The sequence below is a fragment of the Pseudonocardia sp. MH-G8 genome (genome assembly GCF_002262885.1).
Classification (GTDB): Bacteria; Actinomycetota; Actinomycetes; order Mycobacteriales; family Pseudonocardiaceae; genus Pseudonocardia.
The window spans coordinates 16139-38840 of sequence record NZ_NKYF01000045.1; the positions used below are offsets into that span (position 1 = coordinate 16139).

Consider the following 22702-nt stretch of genomic DNA (forward strand, 5'->3'; position numbering starts at 1 on the left):
TGCCGGCGCGCTGCTACCGCGCGGCCACCGCCGCCTCGATGGCGTCCCAGCGTCTGAGGTTCAACCTGGCGTCCGCGAGCGCATCGTGGGCGTCGGGGGTCGGTGACGGGAGCGGAGGACGCCCGGCGTCCTCCCACCGTTGCCGCAACTCCCGGGTGAACCGCGGCAGCGCCCGCGGCAGGGCCGGCATGGCCCCCCACAACTGGCACAGCGCCACGTGGTCGTACGCCGCGATCCACGCCCACAGCTCGACCTCGCCGGGCGCACCGGTGAGGAACTCCAGCAGTTCGGCGCGCAGCCGCGTGCGCGACCGCCACGACTGATCAGCGGGCGAGGGCAGCTTGGGTAGCACGTTGGCACGCACCCATGGGCCGGCCCGCTCCGGGTCGAACTCCGTGGAGACGGCGTAGAACTCGCGCCCGTCCTCCCCGACCACGCCGATCGACACCAGGTCGATCGTCGTCCCGTCCTCGATGAACTCGCAGTCGTAGAAGAACCGCACTTCCGCAGGTTAGAGGACGCGGTTCGCGACGCTGCGGGCGCTGCCGTTCGCCTGCGTCGTCACTCGTCCTCCTGCTCGGAGGCGTCCGCCGACTTCTCCGACTTCTCGGCCTCGTCGGAGTCCTCGTCCTCGTTCTCGCCGGCCTTCGCCGCGGCGGCGCTCTCGGCCACCGACGGCGGCGCCGGCGACGACGCCGCGACACTCGCCGGGGCCGAGGACGGCGCGGTCGTCGGCGCCGGCGCATCCGCGGCAGCCGAGGGTCGCCGCGGCGGGTCCTGGGTCTGTGCCCGCGGCGCCCGCGTCCGCTCCCGGGTGGCACGGGGCGGCTCCGTGGCACGCGCGACGGGCTCGGGCTCGGCGCTCGGCTCGGGGCTCGGTGCCGCAACCGCAGAAGGCGGCGGTGGTGGCGCCGAGGTCTGCACCGGGGCGATCCGCGGTGTCGCGGCGTGCTGGTCGGTCGTGGGGCCACGCAGCCAGGACGCCCACGCCGACGTCGCGGCGATCACCACCACCGCGACCACCGCGAACACCGCCCACGGGGCGAGGTTCGCGATCCCGGACCGCTGCACGACGGGCGCTGTGACGACCCTCGGCAGCTCCGTGGTCGGCCGGTCGTCGTCCAGGACCATTGCCGTCGGCTCGTCGATTCCGGCCGGGTCGTCGCGGACGGGGTCGCGGGCCGGGTCGTCGTCGGTGGCGTCGTCGAACGGTCGTCGGTCGCTCGAGGCCTCGTCGCGGGCGTCGTCGAACGAGATGTCGGTGCGGAGGAAGTCCTCCGCCGAACCCGGGACGAGTGCGTCGTCACGCAGAGGATCGTCCGACACAGCCACACCCCATCATCGCCCCGCGCGTTCGGCGTATTACATCCTGCGACCGGCGGAGCGGTGGTTGGTACTCCCCGGTGTGTGGTCGTGGACGTTCACCAGGCCCCTGCCGCGCCCACGCACCCCCTTCGCCGCCCACGCCACCCGTCGACGGGTGGGCGGCGCGAATCCGGGGCGTGACCGGACACGGGCGCGGTGTGGGGCAGCGGTTGCGAGCCGGGGACGGCGCGCCCACAGGAGTTTTCATGACCAGATGGACGTGAGGGTTGTTCCGCGGACGTGAGAGGCGGACTTGATCAGCGAGAGTGACGCCAGGGCTGCAGATCGAGGGCGTTGCCGAATCGGACCCGGGGATGCCAGACGGTGATCGCGGCGAGAAGTACCAGACCGTCGCCGCGACAGCACCCACGCACCGCTCGGACCGATCACCAGGCTGCGGTCGCTACGAGAAGCACACCACTGCGACAGCGCCCGCACCCAGGTACTGATCGGATCGATCACTGCCGGCCGTATGCCGGTCTGATCGAAACGGCCACGAGCTCGGCCTGACGCCCTCACACCACTCCTGGCGGTCCTCACAGCGAGCAGCACGCGAGCGCCACGGCGTGCAGCGGCTCACATCGGCGAACGCCTATCCGGCACGGGTCCCGGGGACGCGGCTCGCGTCGCGGCCGTCACCGCCTTCGCCGTCAGCCGCCGCCGGAGGGTCGGTGGGGGCCTGCTCCGCCGCGGCCGCCCGTTCCTTCACCGACGCCGCGTAGAGGTCGACGTAGGTCTGCCCGGAGAGCTCCATCAGCGCGTACATGATCTCGTCGGTCATCGACCGCTCGATGAACCGGTCACCCGCCATGCCGGCATACCGCGAGAAGTCCAGCGGCGTGCCGATCTTGATGCGCACCTTCCGAGGCCGCCAGATCCGGGAGCCGATCGGGTTGACGCGGTCGGTGCCGATCATCACGACCGGGATGACCGGCACCCCGGCCTCCAGCGTCATCCGTGCGACGCCGGTCTTGCCCTTGTACAGCCTCCCGTCGGGCGACCGGGTGCCCTCGGGGTAGATGCCCAGCAGCTTGTCCTCGCGCAGCAGCCGGACGGCGGTGTCCATCGCGGCCTGCGCCGCCGACCCCCCTGACCGGTCGATCGGCACCTGGCCCACGCCGGTGAAGAACACCTTCTTGATCCACCCGATGAGCCCCGGTTGGGTGAAGTACTCGCGCTTGGCGAGGAACGTGATCCGCCGCGGGACGAGCAGGGGCAGGAAGAACGAGTCGGCGACGGCGAGGTGGTTGCTCGCCAGGATGGCGCCGCCACGTTCGGGAACGTGCTCGAGGCCCTCGATCGAGGGCCGGAAGAACAACCTCAGCAGCGGACCGAGGAGCACGAACTTGGACCACCAGTACAGCACTGGGCGTGCCCCCTCCACCTCGACCGCGCCAGCCTACGGACGCTCCCGATGCGCCGACAACGGGCACTTGCGATCGAGGGCGAACTCCTCCCCATCGTCGCCGCGGCGTGTCAGGATGGGGGCCCCCGCCGCGTGCGCTCCCCGGCTCCACGGCGACGCGCCCGGGCCGAGCGGCCCGTGCAACAGGGAGGAGGCCGCGTGAACCGGGATCCCGACGAGCGCGCGCAGCCCGACGGCGCCGGGCCCGACGAGTTCGAGGCCATCGTCGCCGGCTGGCGCCGCGAGGGACAGGTGCCGGAGTGGCCGCCGGACATCGATCCGGCCGCCAGGTCGTTCGAGTCACCTCGGGCCCTCGACCCGTCGCCGCCCCCTGACCCGGCGCCGCCCGCTCCGCTGCCCACCCCGCTGCCCGACGACGAGCACTTCGTCCCACCCGAGCCGCCGCCCCTGCCCCGGCTGGGCCCGCCGGCGCTGGTCGGGCTCACCCTGCTCGCCCTGGGCCTGGTGCTCGTCGTGTCCCCCGGCCTGCTCGGTGTGTCGGAGCAGTACGGGCTCCCGCTGGGGCTCGTGGGGCTGGCCGCGGGGCTCGGCTGGCTGGTGCTGCGCCTGTGGCCCGACCCGCCCGACCGCGGCGGTGGCGAGGACGACGACGGCGCGATCCTCTGACCCGTCCCGTCAGGGTGTGGGCCCGGCCAGGTCGCGGGCCAGCTGTGCGGCGCCGACCACGGCGGCGGCCTCGCCGAGCTGCGCGGTGCGGATGCGGGCCAGCGGGCGGCGGCCGGCGCCGGTCACCGTCGCCGCGTAGTGCTCGCGCGCCTCGTCCAGGAACAGCGGCGCCGACACCGACACCCCGCCGCCGATCACCACCAGCTCCGGGTCGAAGACGTCGGCCACCAACGCGAGCCCCTGCCCGAGCCAGCGGGCGAGCTCGTCCATCGCGGCGCAGGCCACCGGGTCGCCGTCGCGCGCCGCTCCCGCCACGCGCTGCCCCGTGACCCGACCCGGGTCCCCCGCCACGAGGCGGCGCAGCAACGGTGACCGTCCCGGGTCGCGCGCCAGGAGCTCCACGGCCGTGGTGGCCAGCGCGGTGCCGCTGCAGTAGCGCTCCCAGCAGCCGTTCTTCCCGCACGGGCACGGCCGGCCATCGGGCACGACCTGCAGGTGCCCCAGCTCGGGGGCCACGCCGAACGCGCCGCGGTAGAGCTCGCCGTCGATCAGCAGGGCCGAGCCGATGCCGGTGCCCAGCGCGACGAAGACCACCGTGGACGCGCCGGATGCGGCCCCGAAGTGCCGCTCCGCCAGTGCCGCGGCGTTGGCGTCGTGCTCGACGACGACCGGGAGGCCGATCCGCTCGGCGACGCGGTCGGCCACCGGCGTGTCCCGCCAGGACAGGTGCGGCGCGAACCGGACGCTGCGCCGGTCCGGTGTGACGAACCCGGCGAGCGCGAGGCCGACCGCACCGACCCGGTGCCGGGCCGCGAGCTCGCCGATCACGCCGGCGAGCGCCGCCTCCAGGGCGGCCTGGCTGCGCGGCGTCGGGGTGCGCGCCGTGTCGTGGACGTTCCCCTCGGCGTCGACCACCCCCGCCCGGACGCTCGTGCCGCCGACGTCGACACCGATGGTCAGCACGAGGCCTGCCGTTCGACGTGGATGCGCTGCACCCGCCGCGTCGGCGCCGGCTCGGGCGGGGCGGCGGGCGGCCCGGCGTCGGGTGCGCCCTCCTCCAGCGCCGCGCGCAGGACGGCGACGAGGCCCGTCGCGTGCTCGGCCAGGCGTGCCGCCAGCTCCGGGCGCTCGCCGCGCACGGCCGCGACGACGGCGCAGACCGGGCACACGGCGCAGGTCTCGGCCCCGGTGGCAGTGGGTTCCTCGCGGAGGCGCGCCAGCACCGGGTCGACCTTGTCGAGGGCGCTCAGCGCGAGGGCGCGCAGCTCCTCACCGATGTCCGCGCCGGCTCCCGGGTGCGCGTCGCAGCCCGTCACCGGAGCCAGACCGCGGGATCGGGCACGAACGCGACGCGCAGGTCGTCGCCGTCGAGTTGCGCACCGGTGGCGATGCAGCGCCGCAGCACCGCCGGCAGGGCGAGCACCCGACGCGTCCCGCCTGCCGTGACCGCCAGCTCGTCGTCGATGCGGGTGATGTCCAGCTGCCCCTGACCGGCCCCGGGCAGCGCCACGACCAGCTCGAACGCCGAGTCCGGAGAGGTCCCGCTGCCCGCCGTGCGCCGGACCTGCAGCAGTGGCTGCGCCACCTCGTCGGGGGTGGCCGCCGGGTCGTCGGCCTCGTAGAGGGATCGGGCGAGTTCGTGCAGCGCCGGCAAGCCGGTGGGTTCGGACGCGGTGTACTCGGCGACGCGCAGCGCCACCGGGAGCACTTCCAGATCGGCGAGGACCCTCCGCTGCTCGGCGTGCCGCTCACGCAGCCACCGCCCGGCGGGCCCGCGCAGCGACGCCGGCGCCTCGGGCAGGACCCGGTTGGCCACCAGCCCGTCCACGCGCAGCCCGTGCAGGGCCAGCGCGGTGAGGGTGCGGCGGGTCTCGGCGACCACCACCCGTTCCGGGGTGAGCACGAGCCGGATCGACGTCTCCGGGGCGGCCAGCAGGTCGCGCAGGCCCGTCAGCTGCTCGGCCAGCGCGTCCAGGGCGTCGACGGCGCGGTCCCAGGCCGGCTGCGCGTCGCGGCCCGCGCCCGCCAGGCCGGTGAGCAACCCGCGCACGGCGCGGCGGTGGGCCGGGAACAGCCGCTCCAGGTAGGCGGAGAACGCCTCGGGCAGGCCGAGAAGGCGCAGGGTCTCCGCGGTGGGGCCGCAGTCGACCACGACGACCTCCCAGAGGCCGCTCTCGGCGAGCCTGCGCACCTCGCCGAGGGCGAGCATGTCGTCGACGCCGGGCAGCACGGTCAGCTCGTCGGCCACCAGCTCGTCGACGCCGGCGCCGGCCAGCAGCGTGCTCAGGTGCCCCTGCAGCCGCGCCCACGCGCCGTCCAGCAGCGTCCTGGCGTCGACGTGCGCGGCGTACAGGCCCGCCTCCAGCTCGACGGGCTCACCGCCCAGCTCGACCTCGAACGCGTCGCCGAGCGAGTGGGCGGGATCGGTGGAGACCACCAGCACCTTGCGGCCGGATCGCGCGAGCGATGCGGCGGTGGCCGCGGCGAGGGTGGTCTTGCCGACGCCTCCCTTGCCGGTGAACAGGACGACGCGCACGACGCGGAAGGGTAGCCGCGGGATCAGGCGCGAGCTGTCACGGGGCGCTCTCCACGCGGCGCTTCAGCCCCTTGAGCGCGGTATCGATGATCACCTTCTCCGCCTTGCGGCGCAGCATGCCGATCATCGGGATGTTCAGGTCGACAGCCAGCGAGTAGGTCACGGTGGTCCCGCCACCCTGCTCCACGAGCGTGTACGAGCCGTTCTGCGCCTTCTGGATCTGCCCCTTGACCAGCGTCCAGCTGACCGACCGGCCGCCGGGCGCCCAGGTGTAGTCCAGCGTGTAGGAGTCCTTGATCGGCCCGGCGTCCATCGTGAACCGCACGCGCTCCGCGTTCCCGTCGTCGCCGTTGCTGAGCACCTCGACGCTCTTCACCTGCGACGCCCAGTCGGGGTAGGCGGGAAAGTCGGCGATCACGGCCATCACGCGCTCCGGTGGCGCGGAGATGGTGATCGAGGAGGTCGTCGCGTCGGCCATGCCGGGCACGTTACCGGTGGGTTCGCCGAGCGCGGTCACCAGCGCAGTACGTGAGGGACGCCGGTGGTCCGGAAATGCCCGACGTTCACGCACTCGGTGCGCCCCACCCGCACCCGGGGCGCGAGCGGCTGGTGGACGTGACCGAACAGCGCGGCCCGCGGACGGTCGCGGCGCACGACATCGAGCAGGGCCCGCGACGCCGCCTCGGCACGCCGGGTGACCACGTCGTACGCCAGCTCGGGCACGGCGGGCGGCACGTGGCTGCACAGCACGTCGAGCGGCTCGATGCCGTCGAGGCCGTGCACGGCCGCCGCGAACTGCTCGGCCGGCACCACGTGCGGCGTCCACGGGCCGCTCCTGCGCGGCGAGACGCCGGGCGGCAGCGGCGCGCCGCCCACGAACCCGAAGCGCAGCCCGCCGATCGTCACGACCTCGCCGTCGACCAGCTCGAGACCGGGACGGGAGTACTCCGGCCACAGCTGCGGCACGTCGACGTTGCCGGGGATCGCGTAGGTGGGCGCGGTGATCGCGGCGAACACCCGGTCGTACTGCTCGCGCACCGCCTCCTGCACGACGGCGGGCGCGTCGGGCACGCGGGCCCACGCGTCGCGGATGTAGGCGATGAGCTCGTCCCGGGCACCCGCCGTGCGCAGCCGCGCGAACTCGCTGCTCACCTGGGCGCCCAGCACGCGACCGAGGATGCCGCCCGTCGGGTCGCGGTAGTCGACGTAGTCGACGAGGTCACCCAGGACGATCAGCGCGTCGGCGCCCTCCCCCGCGCGCGCCAGCGCGTCCGCGGCGCCGTGCACGTCGGAGACCACGTGCACACGCATGGCACCCAACCTACCGACGCGGAGGCTCCCCCGGCTCACGACCCGCCTCCAGGCGCTGCTTGCACGCGAACGCGATCGCCTTGGCGGCTCGCCGGCGACGGCGGACCTCGGCCGCGGCGCGCCGCGGCGACGCCGGACGCGGGTGGCCGTCGGGGCCCGGCGGATCGGCGCGCAGGTAGTAGTGCAGCACGGTGCCGTCCAGCACCGGCTCCAGCCAGACCTCCATGCTCCCGACGAGCGCCCCGAGCACCGTCCAGCGCATGCCCTCGTCGCCGCGGTCGGCCATGACCTGCAGGTGCAGGTCCGGCCAGAGCCGCGGCCACTGCGCAGGCGCGGCGAACTCCGCCGCCACGACCGCGGGCGGCACGGCGAGGAACGTCTCGTCCATCACGTCGACCGAGGGCACGGACGCCAGCCTGCCCGACGCGGAGCGTGCACACGGATCCCGACCCGCCACGACGACGTTCGGCCCTGACGGCCGGGGCTACCGCGGGGTAAGTTGCGCTCACCAGAGCCAGTGCCGGTCAGGAGGTCCTGCGTGCGCGAGTACAGCGTCCCCGCCACCGTTCGCGTCGGTGACGAGGAGAACCTCCTCGACGCGGTGTTCGACAACGCCGAGCGACACGGCTCCTCGGTCGTCTACCGGCTCCGCGACGGCTCCGGTGGCTGGTCCGACGTCACCTGCGCGCAGTTCGCCGAGCAGGTCGTCTCCGCCGCCCGCGGTCTGGTCGCCGCGGGTGTGCAGCCGGGGGACCGCGTCGCGTTGCTCTCGCGCACCCGCTACGAGTGGACGCTGCTCGACTACGCGATCCTCGCGGCAGGCGCGGCCACCGTGCCCATCTACGAGACGTCGTCGGCCGAGCAGGTCAGCTGGATCCTGTCCGACTCGGGTGCGGTCGCTGTGGTCGTCGAGTCGGGCAAGCACGCCGCGGTGGTCGAGAGCGTGCGCACCGGCTGCCCGGATCTTCGGCACGTGTGGCAGATCGAGCCCGGCGAGGGCGGGCGCGCCGCCGTCGACGAGCTGGGCGCGCTGGGCACCGACACCCCGGCCGACGAGGTGCGCGCCCGTGCCGCTGCCGTGCGCGCCGACGACCTCGCCACGCTGATCTACACCTCCGGCACCACCGGCCGGCCCAAGGGCTGCGAGCTGAGCCACCGCAACCTCGTCAGCGAGGTCACGGCGTGCGTCGCGGTGCTGAAGGAACTGCTCACCGACGAGGGCTCGGTGTTGCTGTTCCTGCCACTCGCGCACATCTTCGGCAAGGTCATCCAGTGCGGCGCCCTCGCCGAGCGCACGGTCGTGGCGCACACCCCCGACGTCTCCCAGCTGCTGCCGGACCTCGCGGCCTTCCGGCCGACGTTCCTGCTGGCCGTCCCCCGCGTGTTCGAGAAGGTCTACAACGGGGCGCGCCAGCGCGCCCACGACGACGGCAAGGGCCGGATCTTCGACGCCGCCGCCGACACCGCCGTCGCCTGGAGCCGTGCGCAGGACACCGGCGGACCCGGGCTCGCCCTGCGGCTGCGGCACGCGGTGTTCGACCGGCTCGTCTACGGCAAGCTGCGCGCCGCCGTCGGCGGCAACGTCGTGGCCGCCGTGTCCGGCAGTGCCCCCCTCGGCGAGCGGCTCGGGCACTTCTTCCGCGGGATCGGGCTGCCCATCCTCGAGGGGTACGGGCTCACCGAGAGCACCGCCGGCGTCACCCTCAACGCGCTCGGTGCCCAGCGCATCGGCAGCGTCGGGCGTCCGGTGCCCGGCCACGCGGTCCGGATCGCCGACGACGGCGAGGTGCTGCTCAAGGGCCCGATCATCTTCCGCCGGTACTGGCGCAACGAGACCGCCACCGCCGAGGCCCTCGAGGACGGCTGGTTCCACAGCGGCGACCTCGGCGAGCTCGACGACGCCGGCTTCCTGCGGCTCACCGGCCGCAAGAAGGAGATCCTGGTCACCGCGGGCGGCAAGAACGTCGCCCCCGCCGTGCTCGAGGACCGACTGCGCGCCCACCCCCTGGTGAGCCAGTGCATGGTGGTGGGCGACGGCCGGCCGTTCATCGGCGCGCTCATCACGATCGACGCCGATGCCCTCCCCGGATGGCGCGAGCGCGCCGGCAAACCCGCGGGCGACGGCGTCGCCGACCTCGTCGACGACCCGGACCTGCGGGCCGAGGTCGCCGCCGCGGTCGAGGAGGCGAACAAGGCCGTCTCCCGCGCCGAGCAGATCCGCGAGTTCCGGATCCTCCCGGTCGACTTCACCGAGGCCGGCGGCGAGATGACCCCGACGTTGAAGGTCAAGCGCGCCGTGGTCGCCAAGACGTTCGCGGACGACATCGCGAGCATCTACCACACCACGAAGACCCCCGCCTGACCCACTCCGCGTGCCACGCCCACGCCTCCGCACAGCCACTCCCAGGCCTCCGCACGAGCCACTCCCAAGCCCTGCCGCGAGTCGCGCGCTCGGCGTACACGAGTCGCGATCCGGGTACCGCGACACCTCGGCTCGACGTGCTGGGGTGCCGGCTCGGGCCACGGCAGGTGTCGCGCGGCCTGCGTTGGCAGACGATCACCGGCAACGTCGGCCCCGGCTCGACGAATCCGGGAGCGCGTCGCACCGAAGCCGCCCCTCGGCGCCCAGGTCTTGATCGTCGGATGGGCGCACAACCGGCCAGATACGGCCGCGACCGCGCCCGAACGACGATCAAGCGCCTCCGTCGTCCCGGGAACGGGCAGCAGATCACCGGTTCGGCGCAGGGACGGCGAGATACCGCCGCAGCTGCACCCGAACGCTGATCTTCGCCACCGGATGCCGCGGGGACGCTCCCTCCCAAGAGATGCAGCCCGCGCCGCCCGACTCGCGCCCCCAGCTGCCCGACTCGCGATGTCAGGTGCCCAACTCGCGCCCCCAGCTGCCCGACTCGCGGTGTCAGGTGCCCAACTCGCGCCCCCAGCTGCCCGACTCGCGGTGTCAGGTGTCCGACTCGCGGTCAGGGGGGTGTGGGGAGGGGGGTGCCGGCGAGTAGGGCGCGTAGCCGGGTCACGCGCGCCGGCCACGTCCACTCCCGCTGCATCCAGGCCCGGCCGGCCGCGCCCATCGCCCCAGCCCGGTCCGGATCGGCGAGCAGGCCCGACAGCGCAGCGGCCACCGCACGCACGTCCCGCCCGTCGACGACGTGGCCGGTGCGGCCCTCCTGCACCGTCTCCGGTGCGCCGCCGGAGGTGCCGGCGACGACGGGCAGCCCTGCGGCGGCGGCCTCCAGCGCCGCGATACCGAGGCCTTCGACGTCGAGGCCGCCGCCCCGGGTGCGGCAGGGCAGCGCGAAGACGTCGCCGACGGCGTGGTGGGCCGGCAGCTCCGACGCGGGGACGGGCCCGGTGAAGACCACGTGCGCGGCCACGTCGGCGGCGCGCGCGATCCGGTGCAGCCGCGCGGCGTCCGCGCCGCCACCGACGACCAACAGGCGCGCCCCCGGCACCCGAGCCCGCACCAGGGGCAGTGCGCGGATCAGAGCGTCCTGCCCCTTGCGCGCCACCAGGCGGGACACGCAGACCACGAGCGGCGCGTCACCGAGGCGGTGGCGGTGGCGCAACTCCGCGCGCGCGGCGGGGTCCGGCCGGAAGCGGTCGGTGTCGATCCCGGACGGCAGGACCTCCAGCGCCGCGCTGCGGCCGAACGCGGCCGCCACCCGGTCCCGGGTGTAGCGGGAGATGGTCGTGAGCACGTCGGCGTCCGTCCCGATCCGGCGCAGTGCCTGCCGCGCCCCGGGCAGCATCGACCACCCCACCTCGTGGCCGTGGGTGCTGCCCACGACGCGCTCGACCCCGGCCCGCTCGCGCAGGTACGGGCCCAGCAGGGCGAGCGGGGCTGCGGCCCCGAACCAGACGGTGCGCGCACCCTGTTCCCGGGCCAGTGCCGCGGCGCGCCGGGCGACGTCGGGCGTCGGCAGCATCAACGAGGTCGGGTGGCGGTACACCGGGTAGGGCGCCGCGGCGTCGAACGCGGCCGCTCCCGCCCACGCCGGCGCGTAGACGGCGATCTCACCCGCGGGCACACGGTCGGCGAAGGCCCGGAGGTAGGTCTGGATGCCGCCGGTCCGGGGCGGGAAGTCGTTCGTCACGAGCAGCGTGCGCTCCACCGCTCGACGCTATCGCCGCGGTCGAGGTGAGCGGGCGGCGGCCGGTCGCCCGGCCGGCCGCCGCCCGTTCCGGGGAGCGGACGAGGTCCGTGTCTTACAGGCGTCGTGCGCTGGCGAGCTTGCGGGAGGTGATGCTCGAGTACTTGACGACGTCGCCGGTCTGCGGCGCGTTGATCATCTTGCCGTCGCCGACGTAGATGCCCACGTGGCTCACCGGTGAGTTGAAGAAGACCAGGTCACCCGGGCGGAGCTCACTGCTGGAGACCGGGGAGCCCACCCGTGCCTGCTGGCTGCTCGACCGCGGCAGCGTGACGCCCGCCTCCTTGAAGGCCCACGACGTGAGACCCGAGCAGTCGAACGAACCCGGCCCCTCGGCACCCCAGCGGTAGGGCTTGCCGAGCATCTGCTGCGCGAACCGGATCGCTTCCACGCCCGCTCCGCTGCCGGTGATCGGGCCGCTCGGCCCCCCGACGTCGGAACCCCTGCGCGCGCGCTGCTCCTCCGGGGTGAGGCGGTCCAGGAGGCGCTCCGCCTCGTCGATGCGCTTCTCGGCATCGCGCTTGCGGTTCTCGATCTCCTCCTCGGCCTGCGCGGCCTCGTCGGCAGCGCCTTGCGCACGCGACACGGCCGCGTCGGCCTCCGCCTGCTTCCGTGCGGTGTCGTCGACCGTGGCGAGCAGCTGGTCGAGCGCTTCGCGGTAGTCCATCGCGACGGTCTCCAGCGCGGACATCTGGTCGAGGAACTCCTGCGGCGAGCCGCTCGCGAGCAGAGCGTTGAGCTGGTCGAGGTTGCCGCTCTCGAAGGCCGACATCGCCATCGCGTCGACCTGGGCGCGGAACTTCTCCTCCTCCGCGCGCGCGGAGTCGACGGCGGCGCGCGCGGGCTCGACGGCGGCCTGCAGCTCGGCCAGCTCGGACTGCCGCGCCGCGAACGTGTCCTTCGCGGCGTGCCACTCCTCGGTGAGGCCTTCCGCCTCTTCCTGCACCTGCTTGAGCTGTGCGGCGGCACCGGCCGCGTCCTCGGGCGGCGCGGGCTGGGCGACCGCGGGAGAGGTGGCGAACAACATCGCCATCACCGCCAGCAGCACCACCGATCCGACCGCGGCAGACCTGCGGCGGTGACGTACTCGTCGCTCGGACGGTCGCACCCGGGACCGGGGACCCGGAGAGGTACGTCGACGCGGCTCCACGCGGACGGAACTCCTCTCAGCACTCCGCGCGGCCGCCCGATCGGGCGAAGGACGGCACCGATCGGCCTAGTGCGCGGTGACCTCACGTTGCCATCCGCGGTCGAATGGCTGACGAGCCGCAAGGTCTCGCGGAGATTACGGAGCAGCGACCCGAGCCTCCAAATCGGGGGTGCCTCGGCGTGGCGCGTTCCCGCCCGTCACCCACAAGCACGGAGCGAAGCGATCATGCGTTCTACAACGCCGTGATATCACCCTGCGTCACGAACCGTTCCCGCTTCTCCGGCGTCCGGGGGCGTTCGGCGCGTACGGGGAGCCACCAGCCGCAATCTCGGCACCAGCCCTTGATCGGCGAGTACGGCGAGCGCTCGTCGCTCTGGTGCGTCGAGCTGCACGATCGGCGCGCCGGACGGCGCCTCCGGCAGCCCCGGTTCGTCGGTGCTCTTCGTCTCGGACCCCGCGGGCGGGCCCAGCAGCACGCCGATCACGCAGTCGCCACAAGCCGATCCGCGTACCGCGCAGCCATCACAGTCGATGATCATTTCTGCTCCCTCGACGGTTCGGCCGGCTCCATGGCCGTCCGATTCCCAGCACGTTAGGAGCGACCTCCGACAATTCCGGGCCGTCACGGCGCACGCACCCCCGGCCGGGCGACGAGCCGCGACGGAACGGCCGCGCTCAGTTCGGTGGAGGTCGGGTCGGCTCGCCCGCCCCTGTCCGACCAGTTCTGGGTGCCGGCGGTGTCCATACGTGGGAGAGGGACTGCAGGAGAGGGAGGAGTCACCATGCAAGGGCCACTACCGACCGGGGACACCGATGGTTCGGCCGGCGCCGAGGACCTGATGGAGCAGGCGCAGCGGGGTGATGGCGAGGCGTTCCGCAACCTGGTCGAGCCGTACCGACGTGAGCTCCAGGTGCACTGCTACCGCATCCTCGGCTCGGTGCAGGACGCCGAGGACCTCCTCCAGGAGACGTTGCTGGCGGCATGGCGGGGGATCGGCGGCTACGAAGGACGCGCGTCGGTACGGACCTGGCTCTACCGGATCGCGACCAACCGCTGTCTCAACGCACTGCGTGCCGGCGCTCGCCGCCCGCGCGAACGCGTGGCCCACCAGACGGAGGTCCCGTTGCCCGAACCGTCGCACCGCCGGCCGGAACCGAGCTGGCTGGAGCCGTATCCCGATGTGATGCTCGACGAGATCATCGACCAGCGGCCCGGACCGGCGGCGCGGTACGAGGTCAGGGAGTCGCTGTCGCTGGCGTTCCTGGCAGCGCTGCAGCAACTTCCACCGAGCCAACGGGCTGTCCTGGTACTGCGCGACGTTCTGGGGTTCCGGGCTGCCGAGGCGGCGGACATGCTCGACATCAGCGAGAACGCGGTGACCAGCGCGCTGAGACGGGCGCGGGCCACGCTGGCGGACGAGCTGCCCGGTCTCGACCGGGAGAGCGCCCCTCTCCCGAACTCCCCGCAGGAGCGCCGGATCGTGGACGACTTCGCGCGCGCCTTCGAGGCCGGAGATGTCGATGCGGTCGTGGCCCTGCTGACCGACGACGCGTGGTTGACCATGCCGCCACTGACTCTCGAGTACCAGGGCCTGGACGCTGTTCGGCGATTCCTGGCCACGGTCGCGATGCGGGACGACCGTCGGTACGTGCTCGTCCCCACGCGCGCGAACGGCCAGCCCGCGTTCGGCTGCTACCTGCGTGACCCGCGTACTCCGATCCTGCACGCCCACGGGTTGTTCGTGCTGACGCCGGCGGGCAACCGGATCGCCGCGCTGACCCGGTTCGTGGACAACTCGCTCCTCGCGAGATTCGGACTCCCCCGATCGCTGCGCGTGTGATCGACCCTCGAAGAGCCTTCGGCGGAGGAGAGAGATGAGTGGCGGAGAGCGAATGTCATCGAGGCAGGCCTGGGTGTTGGGGCTCGCCTCGCTCGGGTCGTTCATGATGGCCCTGGACAGCATGGTCGTGACGACGGCGCTGAGCTCGATCCGGCAGGATCTGGCGGCGTCGGTCGAATCGCTCGAATGGGTCGTCAACGCCTACAACCTGACGTTCGCGGTGCTGCTGTTGACGGGGGCCGCGCTGGGCGACCGGTTCGGTCGCCGACGGGTGTTCGTGGTCGGGCTGGCGGTGTTCACGGTCGCGTCGGTGGCCTGCGCGCTGTCGCCGGACGTCGGGGTCCTGATCGCGTCCCGGGCGCTGCAGGGTCTGGGCGCCGCAATGGTGCTGCCGCTGTCGCTGACCCTGATCAGCGCCGCGTTCCCGCCGCAGCAGCGGGGCCGGGCGATGGGGTTGTACCTGGGGCTCACCGGCCTGGCGACGTTCAGCGGCCCGTTCATCGGGGGCGCCGTCTCCGAGGGGCTGACCTGGCAGTGGATCTTCTGGCTCAACCTGCCGATCGGCGTGATCGCGATACTGCTCACGGCGCATCGGGTCGACGAGGGCGTCGGCCCGAACAGCAGGCTCGACCTGGCCGGGGTCGTCCTCGTGACCTCGGGGGCGTTCGGCATCGTCTGGGCTCTGGTGCGTGGGAACGTGGCGGGCTGGAACAGCACGGAAGTGCTGTGCGCGCTGGTGCTCGGTGTCGTGCTGGCGGTCGCGTTCGTGTTCTGGGAACGTCGCGCCGCGGCGCCGATGCTTCCCATGCGGTTCTTCCGGCTGAGGGCGTTCGCCACGGCCAACCTGGCGAACTTCCTCGTGTTCGCCTCGCTCTACGGCACGATGTTCTTCCTCGCCCAGTACTTCCAGGTCGTGTGGGGGCAGGGGCCGCTGGTCGCCGGCCTGATGCTGATGCCGTGGACCGGCACGCTGATGGTGTGCGCGCCGATCGCCGGGCGGTTGGCGGACAGGGTCGGCGAGCGGAATCTCGTGGTCGGCGGGCTGCTGCTCCAGACGCTGGGTATGGGCTGGATCGCCATGACCGCCGATACCGACTCGGGCTATCTCGACCTGCTGCCCGCGCTCGTCATCGGCTCGGTCGGGACCACCATGGCGATGCCGGCGGCACAGAAGGCGGTGGTCGCAGCGGTGCAACCCCGAGAGATCGGACAAGCGTCCGGCGCGTTCATGATGCTGCGGATCCTCGGAGGCGTGTTCGGCACCGTGGTGACGGTCGCGGTCTTCGCAGGTGTCGGCGGCTACGGATCGGCGGAGGAGTTCGGTGCGGGTTTCTCGGCGGGGATGACCGCAGTCGCGGCATTCGCGTTCATCGGCATGCTCATCGGCCTCGGTATGCCGGGCAGGCGGCCGGTCGCCACGGCCGCATCAGCGCAGGCGGCGAGCGCCGCACCACAGCGTGGAGGTTCCTGACATGGCAGATCTGAAGGCGGCGGCCGAGAGGCTCCGCGAGTTGCACGACGGCGAGATGCTCGTGCTGCCCAACGTGTGGGACGCCGCCAGCGCGGCGGTCGTCGCCGATTCGGGGTTCCCCGCGGTGGCCACCGCCAGCAACGCCATCGCGGCGATGCTCGGCTACCCCGATGGTGAGGGTGCGCCCTGGCAGGAGATGTTCGCGGCAGCCGGCCGGGTCGCGCGGGCGGTGTCGGTGCCGGTCACGGTCGACGCCGAGGCGGGGTACGGCATGCGGCCACGTGAACTGGTGGACCGGCTCCTCGAGGTCGGTGCCGTCGGCTGCAACCTGGAGGACACCGACCACCGCGCGGGCGGCCTGGTCGAGGCGGGTGCGCAGGCGACGTGGCTCGCCGGCGTCCGCTCCGCCGCAGACGACGCCGGCGTCCCGATCGTCGTCAACGCCCGGGTCGACGCCTTCCTCCCCGCCGGCGGGATCCCCGAGCAGGATCGGGTTCCGGAAGCGGTGCGGCGGGGCCGGATCTACCTCGACGCCGGTGCCGACTGCATCTACCCGATCGGCATGCGGAACAGGAGCGAGGTCGCCACGCTCGTCGACGAACTGCCCGGTCCGGTGAACGGCAACTCCGGCGACGGTCTGGGCTTGGCCGTTCTCCGGGAAGTGGGCGTGGCACGGGTGTCCTACGGGCCGCGCTTCTACCGTGCCGCGCTGGCGCAGCTGAGGAGCGGCGTACAGGAGCTGCTGGCCTGATCGCCGGGCTCAGCCGCGGACGAGACGCGTGAGCAGCACCGCGGACGCGACGGCGTGCGCCCCGCACGCCCGCACCGACTCGACGACGGCCCGGTCGGACGTGGCCACGACGACCGGCCTGCCCTGCGGCTCGGCGGCCACGAGGTCGCGGATCACGTCGTCGGCGAGCACGCCGCGGTCGCTGAACAGCACGCGCACGCCTCGCGAGCCGCGCGGGGGTGCGGTGATCACACCCGCTCCGTCGAAGACCACGGTGACCTCCACGCCGGTGCGCGCGGCGAGCGCGCCGAGCTGACCGACGAGACGGGCGCGCTGGTCGGCGAGCGTGAGCTCGGGGTAACCGGTCTTGCTGACGTTGTAGCCGTCGACCACCAGGTGCAGCGACGGGACGGCGAACAGCGCGTCCAGCTCGGTGGCCGAACCGACGGCGCCGCCGCCCCGCGCCGTGCGGGCGCCGGCGACGAGATCGGCGGGCCGGGGTCCGCCGCCGCCGAGCGCGAGCTCGCGGCGCAGGCCGGTGAGCGCGCCGCCGAGGGTGTCCATGAGCAGGGAGAGCCGCATCTCGTCGGCCTTGCGCGCCTCCCGCGCCGCCTGCCGGGCGGCGGCCACCTCGGCCGCGGCGCGGTCGGCGCGGCGGCGCTCCGCCTCGGCGCGCTCGCGCTCCCGGTCGCGCTCGGCGATGGCGGCGGCGAGGTCGCGCTGGGCGCTGCGGCGCACCTCCTCGACCACGTCCTCGGCGGCGGTCCGCGCATCGGTGGCCGCTCGCAGCTTCGCGCCCTGCTCGGAGACCCGGCGCCGCAGCTGCTGGTACTCCGTGTCGCGCTGCTGCCCGGCCGTGCGCGCCTGGGCGCGCGCCTCGGTGAGCTCACCGCGCAGCCGTTCCAGTTCCGCCGTGAGCTTGTCGACCCGGGACACCGCCGCGTCGCGCTCGGCCCGCACCCCCATCGCCTCACCGCGGCGCGCCGCGGCGGCGACGGCCTCGCCCGCGTCCGCGTCGTCGTTGAGCAACGCGGCGGCCGCTGCCATGACCGGGTCGTCGGCCGCGGTCGTCAGCTCGCCGGGGCGGTGCTCCTCCCACCACGCGACGACGACGGCGCGGAACATGGCCGAGGAGGACAGCTCGGCCGTGAGCGCGGGCCCGCCGAGCTTGGCCCGCTTGGCCGGGGTGAAGCGGGCGAGGCGACGCAGCGGGACCGGGACGTCCGAGCTGGGCAGACTGCCCACCGCGGTGGCCGCCAGCTCCGCGAGCCGGGAGCGCACCGCGTCCGGCAGCCGGCCCCAGTCGACGGCGGACGGCGCGGCCCCACCCTGCTCGGGCAGGCCGTGCGCGCCGTCGGACCTCGACATCGCTCCAGGTTAACCGGGTTCCCGCCGGTCCACCGGTGACGCGACGGTCACAATCCGTACCGGCGGCCCGAGCGGGACTGTCGGTGGCCGCCGCTAGCGTCCGCCGCCGTGCACGCCCGACCGTCCCAACTGTCGTTCGACGAGCTCGGCACCCCGCTGCGTGAGGTCACCTTCGTGGTGCTCGATCTGGAGACCACCGGCGGTTCGGCCCGCAACGACGCCATCACCGAGGTCGGCGCGGTCAAGGTGCGCGGCGGCGAGCAGGTCGGCGAGCTGGCCACGCTGGTCGATCCGGGCACGGGGCTCCCGCCCCAGATCGTGGCGCTCACCGGCATCACCTCGGCGATGACGGCCGGCGCACCGCAGCCGGCGCAGGTGCTGCCGTCGGTGCTGGAGTTCCTGCGCGGCAGCGTCCTGGTGGCGCACAACGCCCCGTTCGACTCCGGGTTCCTGCGCGCCGCCTGCGAGCGCCACGGCCAGGTGTGGCCGCGTCCTCCGCTGCTCTGCACGGCGCGGTTGGCGCGCGCCGTGCTCTCCCGCGACGAGGCGCCGAGCGTCCGGCTCGGGGCGCTGGCCGCGCTGTTCGGCACGGAGACGCAGCCCACGCACCGCGCGCTCGCCGACGCCCGCGCCACCGTCGAGGTGCTGCACCACCTGCTCGAGCGGGTCGGCAACCTCGGTGTGCAGAGCCTCGAGGAGCTGCTCGCGCTGGCCCGGGAGTCGGCCCCGCACCGGCCCACGCAGCGGCAGCGGCAGAAGCGGGTGCTGGCCAACGGGGTGCCCTCGGCGCCGGGCGTCTACCTCTTCCGCGGCCCGCGCGAGGAGGTGCTCTACGTCGGCACGAGCGGCGACCTGCAGAAGCGCGTGCGCAGCTACTTCACGGCCGGGGAGCGGCGCAGGCGCGTGCGCGACATGGTCGCGCTCGCCGAGCGCGTCGACACCGTCGTCTGCGCCCACGCCCTCGAGGCGTCGGTGCGCGAGCTGCGGCTCATCGCGGCCCACCAGCCCCGCTACAACCGCCGGTCGCGCCGCCCGAACCACACGTGGTGGGTCACCCCCACCGCCGAGGCGTTCCCGCGCCTGTCCGTCGTGAACACGCCACGGGACGGAGCGCTCGGCCCGTTCCCGTCCCGGCGGGCGGCGGCCGCAGCGGTCGACACGGTGCTCGACGTCGTGCCGCTGCGGCCGTGCACGCAGCGCATCCCCGCGACGGGGGCCTCGGCCACCCCGTGCGCCCTGCACGAGCTCGGCCGTTGCGCCGCGCCGTGCGCGGGTCTGCAGACGCCCGAGGAGTACGCCCCGGCGGTGGGCGCTCTCGGCGATCTCATCGACGGCCGCGACGACGCCGCCCTGCACTGCGCGGCCGGCGAGATCCACGCGCTCGCGGGCCGGGAACGGTTCGAGGCCGCGGCGGGGCGGCGCGACCAGCTGGCGGCGCTGGTCGTGGGCCTCGGTCGGGCGCAGCGACTGGCCGCTCTCGCCGCGCTGCCCGAGCTGGTCGGCGCCCGTCCCGACGGTCACCGCGGCTGGGAGATCTCGGTCGTGCGGTACGGGCGCCTGGCCGCCTCGGGGGTGGCCCGCCGCGGGGTCGCCCCGATGCCGGTGATCGACGCGCTCCGGCTCGGCGCGCAGACGGTGCTGCCGGGGCCCGGGCCGTTGCGCGGGGCGCCCGTGGAGGAGGTGCGGCTGCTGCACCGCTGGCTGACCACCGGCGGCACGCGGCTGGTGGCCAGCGAACCGTCGTGGAGCGAGCCCGCCCGCGGCGCCGGTGCGTGGGGCGCGTGGGCGGAGCGCGCGCGGCCGGTGGAGGTCGAGGTGGACTAGTGTCCGGCGCGTAGGAGCCGAACCGAACCGATCCCGAGGGGGAGCGTCGTGATCACCGCGATCGTCCTGGTGCACACCGCCGCCGACCGCATCCCCGAGACCGCGCAGGCCATCGCGGATCTCGACGGGGTCAGCGAGGTCTACTCGTGCGCGGGCGACGTCGATCTCATCGCCGTCGTCAAGGTCAGCGAGCACGAGGAGCTCGCCGACGTCATCGCCGGGCGCCTCAGCAAGATCGACGGTGTTCGCCGCACCGACACGCACATCGCCTTCCGCTCGTACTCCCGCGCCGACACGGAGGCCACCTTCTCGGTGGGCCTCGACTGACCTCGGGGTTCGGGGGCGCCGACCGCGGGTAGTCGGTCGCTCGTGGACACCGTCACAGCCGTGCGCAGGTCCGGCGCCTGACGCCGGTTGCCGACCGTGCTGACGCAGCTGTGGCGCAACCCGCCGCTCGCCGGGCGGTGGTCGGCCGCCGTGGCCATGGCGCTACTCGGCCTGGGGCCCTTCGTCCTGTTCTCGACGGCGTCGTTCCCCCTCACCCCCGTGCTGCGGCCCGAGCTCGGGGCGGCCCCCGCGAGCCTGCAGCTGGCCAACGGCCTCGCCAACGCGGCGTACGCGCTGAGCGTGGTCGTCGCCGCCGACCTCGTCCAGCGCCTGCCGGCGCACCGGCTCTACCTCGCGTGCACGGCGGGCTTCGCCGTGGGCTCGGCGATCGCCGCGCTCGCGCCGGGCGCCGGCTGGTTCGCCGCGGGACGGGTCCTCCAGGGCGCGGCCACGGGGATGCTGCTGGTCGTGGCGCTCCCCCCGCTGGTCACCCGGCACGGCGCGGCCCGGGTCCCGCTCACCGTGGCGCTGGTCAACCTGGGCCTGTTCGGCGGCGCGGCAGCGGGCACCACCGTCGGGAGCCTCCTGACCGGCCCCGGCCAGTGGCGCCTGCTGCTCGGCGCGCTGGCCGTCGTCGGGCTCGGCGGGTTCGCGATGGGCGTGCTGGGGTTCGAGCGCGCCGCGCCACCCGACCCGCGGATGGGGTTCGACTTCTCCGGGATCCCCCTGGCCGCGGCCGCGACGATCCTGCCGTTCGTCGGCGTAAGCCTGCTGGCCGGCGGTGGCGGGTCCGTCGCGGTGCCGGTCGTGGTCGTCGCCGCGGGCCTGGCCGCCCTCGTGGCGCTCGTCGTGCGCGAGTACCGCAAGGAGCATCCGCTGATGCCGGTCCGGCTGATCGCCCACACGCTGCCCGTCACGGGCATCGGCAGCGCGATGCTCGCCGGGGCAGGCTTCACGGCCGTCCTGGAGCTGTCGGTGATCCGCCTGCGCGACGTCGACGGGCTGGGCACGGCGACGGTGGGCGGCGTGCTCGTCACGCAGGTGGTCGGAATGGTGGTCGCACTCTGGCTGATCACCCGCGTGCTCCCCACCCGCTGGCTGCCCGTCCTCGTGCTCGGCGGGCTGCTCACGATCTCCGCCGCGGGGGTTCTGCTGGCCACGGCGGGCACGTTGCTGCCCGCCGTGCCCGTCGCCGCGGTCACCGGCCTGCTCCTGGGGCTCGGTGCCGGAGCGGGGGTCGGGCCGGGCCTGTTCCTCGGCGCCCTGAGCGTGCCTGCGCCGCGGCTGGGCCCGGCGTTCGCCCTGGTCCAGCTGCTGCGTGCCGAGGCGGCGTTCCTGTTCGCCCCGCTGGTGATGCGCCTGGCCACCGCGGCACCCGACACCGCCGCCGGCGTCCGGCAGGTGGCGCTCGTCGTCGCCTCCACGACGGCGGTGGGCGCGCTCCTGCTCACCGGCGTGCTGCTGCTGGGCGGCTCCCGCCCGCAGGCACCGGACCTGCAACGCTGGGTCGACGGCGATGGGCCCGCCTACCGGTCCCCCGCGATGGTCGCGCTCCTGCGCAAGAGCCGGGAGAGCTGAATCACACCGCTCTTCGGGGAACTGATTCACATTGTTCGCCGAATTGCAATACGACTTCTACCTAGTGGTAACCAAAAAATTTTCCGGTGCGACAACGTCTCGGATCGCGTCCTTCGCACTACCCTGAAATTCGATCGCCGTGGCCGTACCCTGGGCCGATGCCGGGTCGGCCGCGTCATCACATCGAATTCGGAGGTGGATGACCATCAGCTCGAGCCACGTGAGCCCGGTCGAGAAGAGAGCGTCCCGCTGGCAGATCTTCCTCCCCGAGGACCTCCGACTGGGACAGGACGAGGAGTGGTGCGATGCGGTGCTCGACGGAAAGCGCATCCGCATCCGCTTCCACGACTACCACCTGATCTACGAGATCCCCGGCCTGTACGAGCAGCTGTTCTACGAGACGCTCGAGTGCGTGTCCCCGCGGATGGTCCGCACGTTGCTCGCCCGTGCACTGGCGGAGCAGGGCATCGACCCGGCGGAGCTCCGGGTGCTCGACGTCGGCGCCGGCAACGGGATGGTCGGCGAGGAGATCCGCGCGCTCGGGGCGGGCCGGGTCCACGGCATCGACATCCTCGAGGAGGCCGCGCAGGCCGCGGCACGGGACCGGGCCGGCGTCTACGACGGCTACCTGGTGGCGGATCTCACCGCACTGGACCCGGGCCGGCGCGAGGAGCTCGCCGCTCTCGAGTTCAACGCGATGACCACGGTCGCGGCGCTCGGGTTCGGCGACATCCCGCCTGCGGCGTTCGCGGCAGCGTTCAACCTGGTCGGGGATCCCGGGCTGATCGCGTTCACGATCAAGGAGGATTTCGTCGGTGCCGACGACCCGAGCGGCTTCAACCGCTTGATCGAGCGGATGCTCGCGGAGGACGTGATCACGCCACTCGTCCACGAGCGCTACCGCCACCGGCTCTCGGTCCGGGGTGAACCGCTCTACTACGTCGCGTTCGTCGCGCGGAAGCTGCGCGACATCCCCGGACACTGGGTCGACTGACCGGTTCGG

Annotated in this window: 21 protein-coding genes; 9 read left to right on the forward strand and 12 right to left on the reverse strand. The window is 73.8% G+C overall.

Going from position 1 to position 22702, the window contains the following annotated elements:
* Positions 1-13: 13 nt before the first annotated feature.
* The 3 genes from CFP66_RS44915 to CFP66_RS44925 all read right to left on the reverse strand — a co-directional run bounded on the left by CFP66_RS44915 (position 14) and on the right by CFP66_RS44925 (position 2731).
* Entirely contained in the window at positions 14-502 is a 489-nt protein-coding gene (locus tag CFP66_RS44915) for a polyadenylate-specific 3'-exoribonuclease AS (RefSeq protein ID WP_094931507.1), read from the reverse strand.
* Between the two features lie 59 nt (positions 503-561).
* Entirely contained in the window at positions 562-1326 is a 765-nt protein-coding gene (locus CFP66_RS44920; protein WP_094931508.1) for a hypothetical protein, read from the reverse strand.
* A gap of 631 nt (positions 1327-1957) precedes the next feature.
* The gene (locus CFP66_RS44925; RefSeq protein ID WP_094931509.1) at positions 1958-2731 is read right to left on the reverse strand and encodes a 1-acyl-sn-glycerol-3-phosphate acyltransferase; all 774 of its coding nucleotides are present in this window, start codon (positions 2729-2731) and stop codon (positions 1958-1960) included.
* A 198-nt stretch (positions 2732-2929) separates the two neighbouring features.
* Between CFP66_RS44925 and CFP66_RS44930 the strand changes: the two genes are divergently transcribed.
* On the forward strand, positions 2930-3397 hold the full coding sequence (locus tag CFP66_RS44930) for a hypothetical protein (protein ID WP_094931510.1): 468 nt from the start codon (positions 2930-2932) through the stop codon (positions 3395-3397).
* A gap of 9 nt (positions 3398-3406) precedes the next feature.
* Here CFP66_RS44930 and CFP66_RS44935 read toward each other — a convergent pair whose 3' ends face one another.
* From CFP66_RS44935 to CFP66_RS44960, 6 genes are read right to left on the reverse strand one after another with little or no spacing between them, the layout of a single operon-like run.
* Positions 3407-4360, reverse strand: a complete 954-nt coding sequence (locus CFP66_RS44935) for an ROK family glucokinase (protein WP_094931511.1) — start codon at positions 4358-4360, stop codon at positions 3407-3409.
* Complete coding sequence (locus CFP66_RS44940) at positions 4354-4713, reverse strand: hypothetical protein (RefSeq protein WP_094931512.1); 360 nt, start codon at positions 4711-4713, stop codon at positions 4354-4356. Before CFP66_RS44940 ends, CFP66_RS44935 begins: the two co-directional genes overlap by 7 nt.
* On the reverse strand, positions 4710-5933 hold the full coding sequence (locus CFP66_RS44945) for an ArsA family ATPase (protein ID WP_094931513.1): 1224 nt from the start codon (positions 5931-5933) through the stop codon (positions 4710-4712). Before CFP66_RS44945 ends, CFP66_RS44940 begins: the two co-directional genes overlap by 4 nt.
* A gap of 37 nt (positions 5934-5970) precedes the next feature.
* Positions 5971-6411: an SRPBCC family protein gene (locus tag CFP66_RS44950; RefSeq protein WP_094931553.1), complete on the reverse strand. Its 441-nt coding sequence runs from the start codon at positions 6409-6411 to the stop codon at positions 5971-5973.
* A gap of 35 nt (positions 6412-6446) precedes the next feature.
* Entirely contained in the window at positions 6447-7244 is a 798-nt protein-coding gene (locus tag CFP66_RS44955) for a metallophosphoesterase (protein WP_094931514.1), read from the reverse strand.
* 10 nt (positions 7245-7254) lie between these two features.
* Positions 7255-7632 (reverse strand): polyketide cyclase / dehydrase and lipid transport, encoded by a 378-nt coding sequence (locus tag CFP66_RS44960; RefSeq protein ID WP_369805290.1) that lies wholly within the window; start codon positions 7630-7632, stop codon positions 7255-7257.
* 150 nt (positions 7633-7782) lie between these two features.
* Here CFP66_RS44960 and CFP66_RS44965 point away from each other — a divergent pair, with 150 nt between their 5' ends.
* Entirely contained in the window at positions 7783-9606 is a 1824-nt protein-coding gene (locus tag CFP66_RS44965) for a long-chain fatty acid--CoA ligase (protein ID WP_094931515.1), read from the forward strand.
* Positions 9607-10222: 616 nt separating this feature from the next.
* Here CFP66_RS44965 and CFP66_RS44970 read toward each other — a convergent pair.
* Positions 10223-11371 (reverse strand): glycosyltransferase family 4 protein, encoded by a 1149-nt coding sequence (locus CFP66_RS44970; protein WP_094931516.1) that lies wholly within the window; start codon positions 11369-11371, stop codon positions 10223-10225.
* 94 nt (positions 11372-11465) lie between these two features.
* On the reverse strand, positions 11466-12461 hold the full coding sequence (locus CFP66_RS44975) for an NlpC/P60 family protein (RefSeq protein WP_094931517.1): 996 nt from the start codon (positions 12459-12461) through the stop codon (positions 11466-11468).
* A 938-nt stretch (positions 12462-13399) separates the two neighbouring features.
* Here CFP66_RS44975 and CFP66_RS44985 point away from each other — a divergent pair.
* Genes CFP66_RS44985 through CFP66_RS44995 form a run of 3 tightly spaced genes read left to right on the forward strand, consistent with a single transcriptional unit; the run spans position 13400 to position 16623 of the window.
* Positions 13400-14401: a sigma-70 family RNA polymerase sigma factor gene (locus CFP66_RS44985; protein ID WP_369805291.1), complete on the forward strand. Its 1002-nt coding sequence runs from the start codon at positions 13400-13402 to the stop codon at positions 14399-14401.
* Positions 14402-14453: 52 nt separating this feature from the next.
* Positions 14454-15872 (forward strand): MFS transporter, encoded by a 1419-nt coding sequence (locus CFP66_RS44990; protein ID WP_094931520.1) that lies wholly within the window; start codon positions 14454-14456, stop codon positions 15870-15872.
* A gap of 1 nt (position 15873) precedes the next feature.
* Positions 15874-16623 (forward strand): isocitrate lyase/phosphoenolpyruvate mutase family protein, encoded by a 750-nt coding sequence (locus CFP66_RS44995; protein WP_094931521.1) that lies wholly within the window; start codon positions 15874-15876, stop codon positions 16621-16623.
* A 9-nt stretch (positions 16624-16632) separates the two neighbouring features.
* Here the strand turns inward: CFP66_RS44995 and CFP66_RS45000 are convergent, their stop codons facing one another.
* On the reverse strand, positions 16633-17970 hold the full coding sequence (locus tag CFP66_RS45000; protein ID WP_094931522.1) for an NYN domain-containing protein: 1338 nt from the start codon (positions 17968-17970) through the stop codon (positions 16633-16635).
* A gap of 108 nt (positions 17971-18078) precedes the next feature.
* Here CFP66_RS45000 and CFP66_RS45005 point away from each other — a divergent pair, with 108 nt between their 5' ends.
* The 4 genes from CFP66_RS45005 (at position 18079) to CFP66_RS45020 (ending at position 22693) form a co-directional block, all read left to right on the forward strand.
* Complete coding sequence (locus CFP66_RS45005) at positions 18079-19794, forward strand: DEDD exonuclease domain-containing protein (protein ID WP_094931523.1); 1716 nt, start codon at positions 18079-18081, stop codon at positions 19792-19794.
* Positions 19795-19842: 48 nt separating this feature from the next.
* Positions 19843-20121 (forward strand): Lrp/AsnC family transcriptional regulator, encoded by a 279-nt coding sequence (locus CFP66_RS45010; RefSeq protein ID WP_094931524.1) that lies wholly within the window; start codon positions 19843-19845, stop codon positions 20119-20121.
* A gap of 96 nt (positions 20122-20217) precedes the next feature.
* Positions 20218-21699 (forward strand): MFS transporter, encoded by a 1482-nt coding sequence (locus CFP66_RS45015; protein WP_198962126.1) that lies wholly within the window; start codon positions 20218-20220, stop codon positions 21697-21699.
* 199 nt (positions 21700-21898) lie between these two features.
* Positions 21899-22693 (forward strand): methyltransferase domain-containing protein, encoded by a 795-nt coding sequence (locus tag CFP66_RS45020; RefSeq protein ID WP_094931525.1) that lies wholly within the window; start codon positions 21899-21901, stop codon positions 22691-22693.
* The last annotated feature ends 9 nt before the right edge of the window (positions 22694-22702 follow it).

Bases quoted from the DNA above. Each gene is read 5' to 3' on its own strand.
- CFP66_RS44960 (WP_369805290.1), bottom strand. From the start codon at position 7,632: ATGGACGAGACGTTCCTCGCCGTGCCGCCCGCGGTCGTGGCGGCGGAG.
- CFP66_RS45020 (WP_094931525.1), top strand. From the start codon at position 21,899: ATGACCATCAGCTCGAGCCACGTGAGCCCGGTCGAGAAGAGAGCGTCC.
- CFP66_RS44985 (WP_369805291.1), top strand. From the start codon at position 13,400: ATGGAGCAGGCGCAGCGGGGTGATGGCGAGGCGTTCCGCAACCTGGTC.
- CFP66_RS44955 (WP_094931514.1), bottom strand. From the start codon at position 7,244: ATGCGTGTGCACGTGGTCTCCGACGTGCACGGCGCCGCGGACGCGCTG.
- CFP66_RS44995 (WP_094931521.1), top strand. From the start codon at position 15,874: ATGGCAGATCTGAAGGCGGCGGCCGAGAGGCTCCGCGAGTTGCACGAC.
- CFP66_RS45000 (WP_094931522.1), bottom strand. From the start codon at position 17,970: ATGTCGAGGTCCGACGGCGCGCACGGCCTGCCCGAGCAGGGTGGGGCC.
- CFP66_RS44950 (WP_094931553.1), bottom strand. From the start codon at position 6,411: ATGGCCGACGCGACGACCTCCTCGATCACCATCTCCGCGCCACCGGAG.
- CFP66_RS44990 (WP_094931520.1), top strand. From the start codon at position 14,454: ATGTCATCGAGGCAGGCCTGGGTGTTGGGGCTCGCCTCGCTCGGGTCG.